13 protein-coding genes are annotated in these 12,920 nt (G+C 47.3%); 12 read left to right on the top strand and 1 reads right to left on the bottom strand.

Annotated features, from left to right (window positions below):
- Positions 1–148: 148 nt before the first annotated feature.
- Complete coding sequence (locus ACSW3C_RS11340; protein ID WP_486562711.1) at positions 149–1,270, top strand: CdaR family transcriptional regulator; 1,122 nt, start codon at positions 149–151, stop codon at positions 1,268–1,270.
- Here ACSW3C_RS11340 and ACSW3C_RS11335 read toward each other — a convergent pair.
- Positions 1,260–1,544 carry a hypothetical protein gene (locus ACSW3C_RS11335; RefSeq protein ID WP_486562710.1) on the bottom strand — a complete coding sequence of 95 codons (285 nt, stop codon included), beginning with the start codon at positions 1,542–1,544 and terminating at the stop codon, positions 1,260–1,262. The two genes, ACSW3C_RS11340 and ACSW3C_RS11335, sit on opposite strands and share 11 nt — an antisense overlap.
- Positions 1,545–1,798: 254 nt before the next feature.
- Between ACSW3C_RS11335 and ACSW3C_RS11330 the strand changes: the two genes are divergently transcribed.
- The 11 genes from ACSW3C_RS11330 (at position 1,799) to ACSW3C_RS11280 (ending at position 12,869) form a co-directional block, all read left to right on the top strand.
- Positions 1,799–3,211, top strand: a complete 1,413-nt coding sequence (locus ACSW3C_RS11330; RefSeq protein ID WP_486562708.1) for an FAD-linked oxidase C-terminal domain-containing protein — start codon at positions 1,799–1,801, stop codon at positions 3,209–3,211.
- Positions 3,204–4,520, top strand: a complete 1,317-nt coding sequence (locus tag ACSW3C_RS11325; protein WP_486562707.1) for a (Fe-S)-binding protein — start codon at positions 3,204–3,206, stop codon at positions 4,518–4,520. The genes ACSW3C_RS11330 and ACSW3C_RS11325 overlap by 8 nt, the downstream gene beginning before the upstream one ends.
- Positions 4,521–4,535: 15 nt before the next feature.
- On the top strand, positions 4,536–5,567 hold the full coding sequence (locus ACSW3C_RS11320) for a DctP family TRAP transporter solute-binding subunit (protein WP_486562706.1): 1,032 nt from the start codon (positions 4,536–4,538) through the stop codon (positions 5,565–5,567).
- Between the two features lie 17 nt (positions 5,568–5,584).
- Entirely contained in the window at positions 5,585–6,070 is a 486-nt protein-coding gene (locus ACSW3C_RS11315) for a TRAP transporter small permease (RefSeq protein ID WP_486562705.1), read from the top strand.
- Positions 6,067–7,386 (top strand): TRAP transporter large permease, encoded by a 1,320-nt coding sequence (locus ACSW3C_RS11310; protein WP_486562704.1) that lies wholly within the window; start codon positions 6,067–6,069, stop codon positions 7,384–7,386. Before ACSW3C_RS11315 ends, ACSW3C_RS11310 begins: the two co-directional genes overlap by 4 nt.
- An 11-nt stretch (positions 7,387–7,397) precedes the next feature.
- Positions 7,398–8,159 carry an SDR family NAD(P)-dependent oxidoreductase gene (locus ACSW3C_RS11305; RefSeq protein ID WP_486562703.1) on the top strand — a complete coding sequence of 254 codons (762 nt, stop codon included), beginning with the start codon at positions 7,398–7,400 and terminating at the stop codon, positions 8,157–8,159.
- Complete coding sequence (locus tag ACSW3C_RS11300) at positions 8,152–8,625, top strand: PCC domain-containing protein (protein WP_486562702.1); 474 nt, start codon at positions 8,152–8,154, stop codon at positions 8,623–8,625. The genes ACSW3C_RS11305 and ACSW3C_RS11300 overlap by 8 nt, the downstream gene beginning before the upstream one ends.
- A gap of 6 nt (positions 8,626–8,631) precedes the next feature.
- Positions 8,632–10,113 carry a class I adenylate-forming enzyme family protein gene (locus ACSW3C_RS11295; protein WP_486562701.1) on the top strand — a complete coding sequence of 494 codons (1,482 nt, stop codon included), beginning with the start codon at positions 8,632–8,634 and terminating at the stop codon, positions 10,111–10,113.
- The gene (locus ACSW3C_RS11290) at positions 10,110–11,246 is read left to right on the top strand and encodes a thiolase C-terminal domain-containing protein (RefSeq protein ID WP_486562700.1); all 1,137 of its coding nucleotides are present in this window, start codon (positions 10,110–10,112) and stop codon (positions 11,244–11,246) included. Before ACSW3C_RS11295 ends, ACSW3C_RS11290 begins: the two co-directional genes overlap by 4 nt.
- Positions 11,247–11,251: 5 nt before the next feature.
- Positions 11,252–11,581 (top strand): Zn-ribbon domain-containing OB-fold protein, encoded by a 330-nt coding sequence (locus ACSW3C_RS11285; protein WP_486562698.1) that lies wholly within the window; start codon positions 11,252–11,254, stop codon positions 11,579–11,581.
- Positions 11,582–11,924: 343 nt separating this feature from the next.
- A complete protein-coding gene (locus ACSW3C_RS11280; protein WP_486562697.1) occupies positions 11,925–12,869 on the top strand; it encodes a bile acid:sodium symporter family protein in 945 nt (314 codons plus the stop codon).
- Positions 12,870–12,920 lie beyond the last annotated feature (51 nt).

The raw sequence follows: 12,920 nt of genomic DNA, 5'->3' as shown, positions 1-12,920 counted from the left end.
CAGTTGTGGACGGTGGGGGATCGTGTCGAAACTTTATTCTGATCAATTAAATTGTCAGTATAATTTAGCGCTTTTTGTCGAATTACGTATTGTTATTTTTGCTCTCTTCAGATAATGTGTTTTTATAGTGAAGTTTGGGGGGATCAAATTGTTTCAATTTGATACATTGGGACAGGAAATTGTGGAGGAGTTGTCCTGCTTAATTCAAGAACAAGTGATATTGACGGATCGGCGCGGTTTTATTCAGGCCAGTACGGATCCAAAAAGAATCAATCAATTTCATGAGGGAGCTTTGTTGAGTTTGCGTCAAAAAAAGATCCTCTATATGACTGACAAGGAGCTGGAAAGACTCAGGGGTGTACGAAAAGGAATTGTTTTGCCGCTTATCATTTCTGGTGAGCCGATTGCAGTTCTTGGGATTACAGGCGAGCCGGAAAAAATTCAACCGCAGGCGCAGTTGATTTTGCGTGTGGTTGAGTTATTCATTCAAGATAGTTTGAAAAGGAAAGAGAAGGAAGAGAAAGTGCGGGAACGGGAATTTTTCGTTTTTGAGTGGCTCACTTCGTCCAAAAAAGATGAACGTTTTCTGGAACGGGGCACCCTGCTTGGGATAGATGTTGAAAAATACAAACAAGTTATCGTCATCGAGGCAGTAAATGACGAAGAACAGTTTACTGTGGAAGAGTTGGACAGCTTCATTGCTATCCAAAACATCCATCCGGAAATGAAAATGACCAGGTGGGGACAAAATAAACTCCTTTTCTTATTGCCTGATATTCCCGAAGACAAATTAATGAACGAGCTTGAATATTTCCTGCTGCATCTCAAGAGAAGAAAAAAAATCGCGGTGGCCGCCGGTATTGGAGGCAGTGCGCACCCTCTGGAGTTAGGAAAATCTTTTAACGAGGCAGAACGGGCAGTAGCCGTCTCCAAAAGAGTAGGCAGAGTCGTGTTGGAACGCGAGCTTCGTTTTGAATTAATCATTCAAAGCCTGCCCGAAACGACATGCGACGAATTCATTCGCCGGACGGTCGAGCCGCTCGGGGGAGATATGGAACTGCTCCATAATTTACGGATTTGGTTTAGTGAAAATCAATCCATGCAAAATACAGCACAGAAGCTTCATATCCATAAAAACACGCTAACCTATCGACTCCAAAAAGTTGAACAGCTGACCGGACTGTCTGTATCCGATATCCATGACGTATTCCTCCTCTACCTAGGCGTCCGCCTCTGGGATGAAAGGGAAAGCCGCCTTGTTACGATGTAGCAAGGTTTTTTTGTTTGAGAAAGACACTTTTAATGCTCAGGCAAGTCACTCGGAATATTTCTGTAAGCTCTTGATTCGCGAACCGCTCGTATCTTTGCCTGAACCACTCGTATAATCCGTCATCCGCTCGTATATTTCCAATACCGCTCGATTCTCCTGTCGAACCTCTCGTATAAGTTGGCAACAGCTCGTATATTACGTGGACCGCTCGAATAAGCAGGCTAACCGCTCGTATCGTTATCTGTTTGTTGTCGTTCCATAATGCACCCGACACTATTATTCATCTCTTCCCCCGTAGCCATTCAACTCCTTCAGCAAACCATTCCTCATTCGCTCTAACAGACTAAAGTATCATCCTTATTCAACCTTTCATATGAGTTTATTACTAAACATTTCCTGAGACTTTTGTACAAAGAACCAAAAAATATGTCTAAATTTTGTCGAAAGGTTGTGCGTACGACTATATCATATAAATCTTCAGACTATTAGAATGAAAACAAGAATCAGAAAGTTGAAGGGGGCGGGTGAATGGATGAACGGGTGTTGGAACAGCTGATTGCGATCACTGGCCGTTCTTATGCGAAAACGACGACCGCTCAGAAGTTGGCTTATTCCTATGATGCGACCGCGAATTTTCAGGCACTGCCTGATTTGGTGTTGTCGCCATCTTCGATAGAGGAAGTACAGGAAATCGTGAAAGTGTGTGCTGCGAACCGGGTGCCGATCGTTTCACGTGGATCGGGTACGAATCTGGCAGCGGGCACGGCGCCGACGTCAGGAGGCGTTGTTCTTCTGTTCAATCGAATGAATCAAATTCTGGAGCTGGACGAGGAGAATTTGACGATCACGGTTCAGCCGGGCGTCATAACTCGTGAGATCAATGAAGTCGTGGAATCAAAGGGGTTCCTATATCCGCCCGATCCGAGTTCGATGAAGATTTCAACGATCGGAGGAAATGTCGCGGAGAATTCCGGTGGATTGCGTGGATTGAAATATGGCGTAACCCGAGATTACGTAAAAGGGTTGAAGGTGGTTCTGCCGTCCGGGGAGCTGTTGACGACGGGTGGAAAGTTGACGAAAGATGTGGCGGGCTATGATTTGACGAGTTTGTATGTCGGTTCGGAAGGGACGCTCGGGGTGATTGTTGAGATTACGCTTGGATTGATTCCGGCGCCGAAGACAAAACAGACACTGCTCGTTTTCTATGACAAATTGGAAAAGGCGGCTGAAACGGTTTCGGCGATTATTGCTGCGAAGATTGTGCCGGCTACGCTGGAATTCATGGATAAAGGGACGATTGAGACCGTTGAGGATTATATGAAAATCGGTCTTCCGACAGATTGTGAGGCGATGCTGCTCATTGAGCAGGATGGAGAACCTGCTGTCGTTACCGAAGATATGAAACTCATTCATCAAATCTGTCAGGAGAAAGGTGCCACTTCCACACAAATGGCACAATCGGCTGAAGAAGCGGAGCAGTTGAGCACCGCCAGGCGGGTTGCTCTGTCGGCACTTGCGAGAAAACGTCCGACGACCATTTTGGAGGATGCGACGGTACCTCGATCGGAAATTGCCAATATGGTGAGGGCTATCCAGGAAATCGCAAAAAAATATGACCTGCTCATTTGTACATTCGGTCATGCAGGTGATGGAAACTTACATCCGACCATCTTGACGGATGTGCGGGATGAAGACGAAATGACACGTGTTGAAATGGCGTTTGCCGAGATTTTCAATCAAGCCATTCACCTCGGTGGAACGATTACCGGAGAGCATGGTGTCGGAGAAATGAAGGCCCCTTATTTAGAATGGAAAATCGGCAGTGCAGGCATCGAAATTATGAAAGCGCTTAAATTGGCAATTGATCCTTTGAACATCATGAATCCAGGCAAGATTTTCGCCAAGGATTCGAAGAAGAGAGTTGTGGTGCACAATGGGTAGCCTTCAGGCTGAGAAAATCCGGCAATCGTTCGTCACCCATGTGAATGAAGACCGGCTGATGGATTGCATGCGATGCGGTTTCTGTCTTCCGGCCTGTCCGACCTACATCCACTCCGGGCATGATGAGACCCAATCGCCGCGCGGTAGGATTGCCTTGATGAAAGCGGTGCGGGACGGAGTGGTCGAATGGGATGGTTCCATAGAAGAAGCATTTGACCTATGCCTTGGCTGTCGGGCTTGTGAGCCGGCCTGTCCGGCGGGCGTGCAGTATGGCACGCTGATTGAAGAGACGCGGGATGCTATCGTTTCCGCGAAAGATCAATCGTTAAAGGAAAAGCTGATCCGCAAAGGGGCGTTTGATCATTTGTTTGCGGATCAGCGAAAAATGCAGGCCGCAGTGAAACTGGTGACATTTTATCAAAAAACGGGACTGCAAAAAGCAGTGCGGAAGATCGGGTTTCTGGAATTGTTCCCTTCCTTTATGAAAGATATGGAGCGGGCTTTGCCGGAACCACCGAAGCGAAAAAGGGATTCCGTCTTGCAAAGTCCGTCCAAAACGAAAGTTGCTTTTTTTACAGGCTGTCTCATGGACACGATGTTCAAGGAAACGAACCGGAATACAATCGAGCTTCTTGAACGGTTAGGATGTGAGGTTGTCTTGCCGAAAGGCCAGCAGTGCTGCGGCGCGTTGCAAGGCCATAGTGGGGAAATGGACAGAGCCAAACGGAATGCTTTGGCGAACATCAAGGCGTTCGATGGCGTGGAATTTGATTTTATTGTAAATAACGCAGGCGGCTGCGGCGCATTTCTTTCGGAGTATGATCGTTTGTTCGAAGGGGAGTCTCCTGAATTGCATGCGAAAGCAAAACGGTTTGTGGACAAGCAGATCGACATTTCTTCGTTGCTTGTAAAGCTTGGGATAGTCGCTGAACTTGAGAAATTGCCTGCCACAGAGGCAGTGGAAATTGTCACCTATCAGGATTCCTGCCATTTGCGGAATGTGAATGGGGTTATAGAGGAACCACGTACGATCTTGAAAGCAGTACAAAGCAGTGTGTTTACGGAAATGCCTGGCGCGAATCTCTGTTGCGGTTCCGCTGGTATCTATAATTTGCTTCAACCTGAAATGGCGTCGAAGATTTTGGAATCAAAAATGAAAGAGGTGAAAGAAATTCAGGCATCGACCATCATTACGACGAATCCAGGATGCTTGCTTCAAATGAAGGTAGGGGTGGAGCGTGAAGGTCTTTCATCGACCGCACGAGCCATGCATTTGGTGGATTTTATCCACGAAAAGATAATCCAATAATCGGAGGGAAATGGAATGAGAAAAAGAAAGAGCACAATTTTTGGGGCAATCGGTTTATCCGCAATGCTATTGCTAGGGGCTTGTTCATCAGCAAAAGGCGATACAGAATCAGGTGCAGGGTCAGAGGATAAGTCATACAACTTGAAAATGTCCGTAACGGTCAATGATTCTTCGACTTGGTATAAGGCAGCAGAGAAGCTTGCGAGCGACATGAAGGAAGAAACGGATGGGCGCATCAATATCGAAATCTATCCGAATGAACAGCTGTCCGGTGGAGATTCCGGTAAAGGCGTTGAATTATTGGCGAAAGGGCAAACCGATTTGAGTTTCCACTCGACAATCATTTATTCGATTTTGGATCCTCGTTTTGGAGTAGCCAGCGCGCCATTCCTTTTCAAGGATACAGACGGAGTTGACAAAGTGTTTGGCGGAGAGGGTGGAGACGCAATAGCTGACATCCTTCACGAAAAAGGTGTAGAGACATTAGGTTTCGGGGAAAACGGTTTCCGTCAAATTACGAACAGCAAACATGAAATCAAGTCGCCAGCAGATTTGAAGGGCATGAAAGTCCGGATTCCTGGCATCACGATGTATACGGACCTGTTCAGAGAACTAGGTGCGGATCCAACAACGATGACATTCTCCGAAGTGTTCACATCGTTGCAGCAAGGTACGATTCATGGACAGGAAAACCCGATTGATGTCATCCACTCTTCCAAGTTGAACGAGGTACAAGATTACATCACGATGTGGAACTATTCCTATGATCCACTTGTGCTTGGGATGAACAAGAAGCTATTTGACTCGATGAGCAAAGAAGATCAGGAGCTTTTCAAGAAGCTGGGCAAAGAAGCAGCTGAGTACCAAGTGAAAATCGCACGTGAAAAAGAAGCAAACCAAATTGAAGCATTGAAATCGTCCGGCATGCAGTTCTATGAGCCGACAGAGGCAGAATTGGCATCCTTTAAAGAAGCAGTTCAGCCAGTCTATGACAAGTATAAGGATATTTGGGGCGAAGACTTGCTAAAAGCGTTCCAAGACCAATAATACTGGGGGTTACATGAATGGAAAGAGTAATCAGCAAGTTAGAAGAATGGATTGTCGCTATCGTATTGTCCATCATGTCAACCATCGCATTCGTCAATATCCTCTCGAGGGGATTTGCAAGCTACTCCTTCTCGTTTACGGAGGAAGTGACCGTCAATCTATTCGTTATGCTGACGTTTGTCGGAACAGCCATTGGTGTGCGTGAACACGCACACCTTGGCTTTACTCTTCTTTATGATATGGCGAATGTTGCGTTCAAGCGGGTCATCTCCATACTTGTCGGACTGATGATGCTCCTGCTGTTCGGCGTTCTTTTTTATTTCGGTATCCAAATGGTGCAATTCCAGATGGATATGGGCCAAAAAACACCATCACTCGGCTGGCCGCAATGGTGGTTCTCTCTCGCGATGCCGCTTGGCGCACTCCTATGCATCTATCGGACCGTCCAAGTGACAATAAAAGAATTGCGGGGACAAGATGAGAAAGGGGAGCAGCTCTCATGATGGCGTTTATTTTATTCGGTTTGTTTTTCCTGTTAGTCATGTTGCGTATGCCAATTGCGATTGCACTTGCTGTATCCTCCATTGCCGTCTTGTTCACAGGCAGCGGGGTATTTGGTTTGGAACTGGTTGCCGACATCATGTATACAAGTGTTGCGAAATTCACGTTGCTGGCGATTCCGTTTTTTATTTTAGCCGGCGTCATCATGGAGCAGGCGGGCATTTCCAAGCGTTTGATTGATTTCGCTCAATCGCTGGTAGGCCATCGTAAGAGCGGTATTGTGTTTGTTACTGTATTGACGGCCATCTTCTTCGCAGCCATTTCAGGTTCAGGCCCGGCGACTGTTGCCGCTATCGGAGGCATCCTTGTGCCGGCGATGGTGAAAAGTGGTTATAAGAAAGAGACAGCAGGCGGCCTCGTGGCAAGCTCGGGAGCGATCGGCATTATCATCCCGCCAAGTATTGCGTTCATCGTCTTCGCTGTAGTGGCAGGCGATCAAATTCCTGTGTCCATCGGCCGGTTATTCATGGCGGGCGTTGTGCCAGGATTGCTATTAGGCTTAGGTTTCATATTGGCAGCGATGTATGTCAGATGGAAACAAGAGAAGACAGAAGGACCGATCGAAGTTGTCATGACAAAAAAGGCGACAGGCGAGGAAAGACTGAAAGCGTTTACAGGCGCTATTTGGGGGCTTCTCATTCCAGTTATTATTCTCGGCGGGATTTATGGTGGCTTCTTCACACCAACCGAAGCGGCAGTTGTCGCTGTATTTTACGGATTGTTTGTCGGTTTCTTCATCTACCGCGAATTAACACTGAAGAAACTGTACGACATTTTGATCGCTTCTTCGATTCAAACAGCGGTTGTCATGTTTATCGTCAGTGCAGCTTCCGTTTATGCGTATATCATCACGACGGAACAGATTGCACGACAGATTTCAGATGTGATGCTGAGCATCTCGGATAATCCGATTATCATCTTGCTACTCGTCAATATTATATTGCTCATTGCAGGAATGTTCATTGATGCCATCTCTGCTTATTACATATTCATTCCGATTTTATTGCCGATCATGATTGCATTCAACGTGGACCCGACTGTGTTTGGCGTTTTCATGACGGTGAACTTGGCGATCGGTTTGTTTACTCCTCCGGTCGGACTTAACTTGTTCGTGGCGGCAGGCATATCGAAAACGTCGATCGGCCAAATATCGAAAGGTGTGCTGCCTTTCGTTGTATCATCCATCATCATTCTATTGTTAATCACTTATATCCCGCAGATTTCCACATTCCTGCCGGATCTATTGAAAATTAAATAGGGGGCGACATCGTGAGATTAAAGGGACAAACAGCAATCATTACAGGCGCAGCCAGTGGAATTGGCGCAGAATCAGCAATTATCCTGTCGAGGGAAGGTGCCAATGTTGTTCTCGTTGATTTGAATTCATGCGAGAAAACAATTGAATCGATTCAAAATCAATCAGCCGATGCAAGCGTCATGGAATGCTTGGGCGATATCCGCGATCCTGAGTTTGTGAAAGCGACAGTAGCTCGGGCTTCCGATACGTACGGAGAACTTCATATTTTGGTGAACAATGCAGGGACATGCGGCAGACTTGGGATCGATACGATGACGCTCGATGTGTGGGACCGTGATATGGATACAAACGTGAAAGCCGCATTTCTGTTTATCCAGGCAATTGTCTACCCGCATATGGTAGAGCAGAAATACGGGCGGATCATTAATATCAGTTCCATTTCCGGCTTAAATGGCGGCGTCATTTCAGGCCAGGAAGACAACAACGGACGTTCCGGCCCTGCCTATTCTGCTTCCAAAGGGGCGGTCATCGCGTTAACGAAGTGGGTGGCAAAGGAGCTTGGCGTTCATGGGATTACATGTAATTCAGTGGCACCGGGTGCCACATTGACAGGAATTACGACGGGTGTTGCATATGATGTAAGCCAGCAAGCGATTAAGCGAATGGGGACACCGCAAGACATTGCGGAGGCCGTTCTGTATTTCGCTTCTCCTGAATCAAGCTATACAACTGGGCAAGTACTCAAAGTAGATGGAGGCTACAGCTTTGGATAATCGGGTTCAAGCAGTATTAGATCAAAAAACGAATCGGATTGCCGGAAGATTCATGAAGGGTATCGATCTTTTTGAAGGATTCAAGGAAGTTTGCCGGGCTTATCAAGTGACAGCTGCTCAATTTCAATGTATCGGGTCACTTGATTACGCGACATATGTCCAACTGGACCAAACCGCGGACGGTGGCTTGAAATATTCCAAGAAGCTTAAAACGGACACACCGATCGAATTGCTGTCGGGCACAGGGTTTATCGGACAGGATCTGCAAGGCGAATTGGAAGTCCATTTTCACGGAATGTTTATTGACTGTGATAAAAAAATTGATGGCGGCCATTTTATTGACGGTGAAAATCCGGTAGCTGTCACGATTGAATATATGCTGTTTCCGTTGCATGAAGTGGCGTTGCAGCGCGGAAACGACGAATTTTGGAATATGCCTGTATTCCAATTCGCGGAGAAGGAGTGATCCATTATGGAAACGTTAGGTAAACTTGCGGTGAAATCAGCGCTGGCTAATCCAGACAAGCTCGCTGTGAAAGACAAAGACCGTTCATTCACATATAAAGAGTTGTTGGAAAGAGCCCATGCGCTGTCGGCTTACTTTCATCATAAAGGATTGAAGAAAGGCGACCGGATCGGCATTTTGATGCCAAACCGTCTCGAACATATTGAACTAGATGTGGCGGTCGCGCTAGGCGGCTTCATTAAAGTGCCGCTCAACTATCGTCTCCATCCAAAAGAGCATCAATATATGCTGACGGATGCGGATGTTGGCTTGTTAATTGGCGATCAAGCACTCATCGACGCTATTGGGACTGAAGTGGAGACGCTTTTGGTAGGTACGGCTTACGAAGAAGTCATCGAATCCTATGTCGGTGCTGGTTTTGCGGAACAAGTGGAAGAGGACGACCTGTTCGCCATCATGTATACATCCGGTACGACGGGCAATCCGAAAGGGGTTATGCTTTCCCATCGGAATATGATTGCAGGTGCAGTCTCCTTAGCGCTTGTTTGTGAGTCCGATTATGACGATATCATCGGCCATGTGGCTCCATTGACGCACGGAAGCAATTTCCTTTCCCATGTAGCTTGGCTGTATGGATTGACACAAGTCGTTTTCGATAAATTCGAACCGGAAGAATTCGTAAATGATTTGGCAAGAGAGAAAGTGTCTATTATCTTCCTCGTGCCGACGATGGTCAACTTAATGATCCAGCATCCGAATTTTGATCCTTCCAAACTATCGACCTTAAAGAGTATCAACATGGCAGGCTCTCCGATCGCGGCAAGCAAGCTGGAACAGGCTCTCAAGCTGACAGGGCCGATTTTTGCAGAGACATACGGACAAGTCGAGGCGCCGATGTGCATTACGATGATGCCGAAGAGAGAACTGGGCACACGTCTTGAATCATGCGGACGCACCGGCCTGTTTGTCGACGTGAAGATCGTAGATGACGAAGGGAAAGAGCTGCCTGACGGGGAAGTCGGGGAAATAATTTGTAAAGGCTCACTCGTCATGAAAGGGTACTGGAATAATGAAAAAGCGACCGCGGAAACTTTGCAGGACGGCTGGCTCCATACAGGAGATTTAGGATGGAAAAATCCAGAAGGATATGTCCATATCGTCGACCGGAAAAAAGACGTGATCATTTCAGGCGGCGTCAATATTTACCCGCGTGAAGTGGAAGAAGTGCTGAACATGCATCCAGGCGTCAAGGAGACATGTGTCATCGGAGTGCCCGATGAGAAATGGGGGGAGAATGTCATTGCATACGTCGTGCCAAATGGTACGCAGCAGGTGACAGATGAACAGCTGCTCGCTCTGTGCATTGAAAATATGGCCAGCTTTAAAAAGCCGAAGGAGATTCATATTGTCGAGGAATTGCCGAAAAGTTCCTACGGGAAAATCCTGAAGCGTGAGCTGCGCAACCAGCATGAAGAGGTGAAAGCATGACGAATGTATATGTACACGGCGTCGGCATGACACAATTTGGGACATTCGTCGACCGGACGATGAAGGACTTGTTGCTTGATGCTTGTATTCAAGCGTTGAATGAAGCAGGTAATCCGAAGGTGGATGCAGTATATGTTGGAAATTTCATGGGCGGTTCCATTTACAATCAGGAAATTCTAGGCGCCATTGTGGCGAATGAATTAGGCCTTGGTTTCATTCCAACAGCCAAAGTTGAAGGAGCATGCGCTTCTGGCGGCATCGCGGTTCGTCAAGGTGTGCTTGGTATTCAGAGCGGTGAGTATGAAACCGTATTGGTAGCCGGTGTTGAAAAGATGAAACATGCGTCCACTGCGGATGTTACGCAGGCGATCAATGCGGCAATGGACAATGATTCAAACGAAAAACGGGCGGGACTAACATTCCCTGGTTTCTTCGGAGTGCTCGCCAACCGGTACTTTTACGAAACTGGCGCTTCCAAAAAGCATCTGGCTATGGTGGCACTGAAAAATCGGGAAAACGCCATGCAAAACCCGCTTGCTCAGTTCAGAAAACCGGCCACAATGGAAGAGATCATGGAAGCGAGGATGATTACGAACCCGCTCGGCCTGTTCGATTGTTCGCCGATGACGGATGGTGCTGCTGCCGTCGTGTTGTCCAGCAAAAAGTCACCGGTCCACGTCCGTTCGTCCGCTCAAAGTTCCGGACCGACGCAAATGCAGGACGCGGACGATTTATTATCCATTCCGGCCATCAAGGAATCCGGCCGTCTCGCATACGAAAAAGCAGGTGTCGGGCCAGAAGATATTGATGTCGTGGAAATCCATGACTGCTTCTCCATGACAGAAATGCTCGCGATCGAGGAGCTCGGCTTTTTTGCAAAGCGTGAAGGTTGGAAAGCAATTGAGGAAGGCCGCACTAAAGTGACAGGTGACAAGCCAGTCAATACGAGCGGCGGACTGTTATCGCGTGGCCATCCAATCGGTGCAACTGGAATTTCCCAGCTCTATCAGCTCGTACATCAGTTGAGAGGGACCGCGCCAAATCAAGTGGAAGGCAATCCGCGTCTCGCTTTGGCACAAAATTTAGGCGGAACGGGATCCTATTCCGTTGTGCATATTTTGGAGAGGGTGTGAGGAACATGAAGATTTTTGCTTGCACGAATTGTGATTATCATAGTGTGACATCCAAGTACACTTGTCCGAAATGCCAGCAAGGAAAGCTGCAGGAAGCTCAAGTTTCACCTAAAGGCACTGTTTATAGTTTTACAGATATCCATGTCGCTCCGGCGGAATTCGCCCATATCGCTCCCTATACAGTCGCTTTGATCCAGTTGGATGAAGCACCTGTCAAAGTGACGGCGCGAATGGACGGCGAAGTGACGATCGGAGATGCTGTGGAGTTAATAGGACTTGAAGAGGGAGCATTCATTTACACGAAGCAGACCATTTCAAGCGGACCGACGGTTTAATCGAGCAGTTCGTTTGCCATTTACGAGTGGTACGAGAGAAATACGAGTGGTTCGCCGACGTTTATGAGCGGTACGAGAGAAATACGAGTGCTTCGCCAGCAGATACGAGCGGTAGCCGTGAAATACGAGTGGTTCGCCGTCAGATACGAGTGGTTGCCGTGAAATACGATAGGTTCGCCAGTCGTTACGAGCGGTAGGCTGACATTTTCAAGAAGTATAATCGAAATTTGATCGAACAAAATGAGGCAAATTAGTTCTTCGAATAAAATCATGGCAATGGAAGGCTTGTGCACCGGATCAAAGCGATCTGCTGTACAGGTCTTCTTGTCTAGGAGGCGAAGGAATGAAGGTCATCCCTCTACTATCTGGTGTCATTTCGAAATACCTGCCGATCTGGATTGTAGCCTTGTCTTTGGTGGCTTATCTGTTTCCAGATGCGTTTATTACCATTCGTGGCTTGACTGGAGTCGGGCTGGGGACCATTTTCTTGTTAATGGGCTTGTCGCTGTCAACCGACAAACTGCTTCAAGTCATTAAACATCCAAAATACGCATGCCTTGGCGTGCTGTTTAAATGGACAATCATGGTGGCCGTATCCATCACGATTGCCTATCTTTTTTTCCGGAATGAAGCGGAAATTGCGACCGGCATCATTTTGGCAGGAACAGTTCCAAGTGGCACTTCTGCGAATATTTATACGTTCATTGCCGGCGGCGAAGTGGCAGTGAGCATTACAATGGCGACGATGGATACATTTATTTCACCGCTGTTGACCCCGGGACTCGTCCAGTTCTTTGCGGGGAAATTAATTCCGATCGCTTTCTGGCCCCTGTTTCTCAATATCATTTATATCGTTTTTCTCCCGCTTTTGGCAGGCCTGTTCATCCAGTGGAAATGGCCGAAGCCAGTCGGAAAAGTCAGGCCGTATACAGCCGTCTTATCCCAATTGTCCTTATTCATCGTCATCCTGTCCGTCATTTCAAGCGCCCAAAAATCCTTGCAAGAGAATTTGTCGATCTTGCCGATGATTTTCATTGCAGTCACTCTGCAAGTCGCCATTCCAATGGGAGCGGGGTACTTCGTTGCGCGGCTTTGCAAAGCGCCTGAGGAGACAGCGCGTGCGATTTTATTCCACACAGGCATATGCAATTCCGCTCTTGCGGCAACGCTTGCCATGGAACACGTCAGTTCTCTAGCGGCCGTTCCTGCAGTCGCCAATATGGTCGTCAATTTGACGATCGGAGCAACAGTCGCAAGCCTATTTGAGAATAAATTCAAGATTTCCTAGACGCTGAAGTGAAATGTTTTGCAGAGTCCAACATTTTATCGGCTCCTGATG

The sequence above is a fragment of the Sporosarcina sp. AD_1 genome, assembly GCF_057373025.1.
Note: the sequence above shows the minus strand (reverse complement) of the source record. Positions and strands in the feature narration are given on the sequence as shown.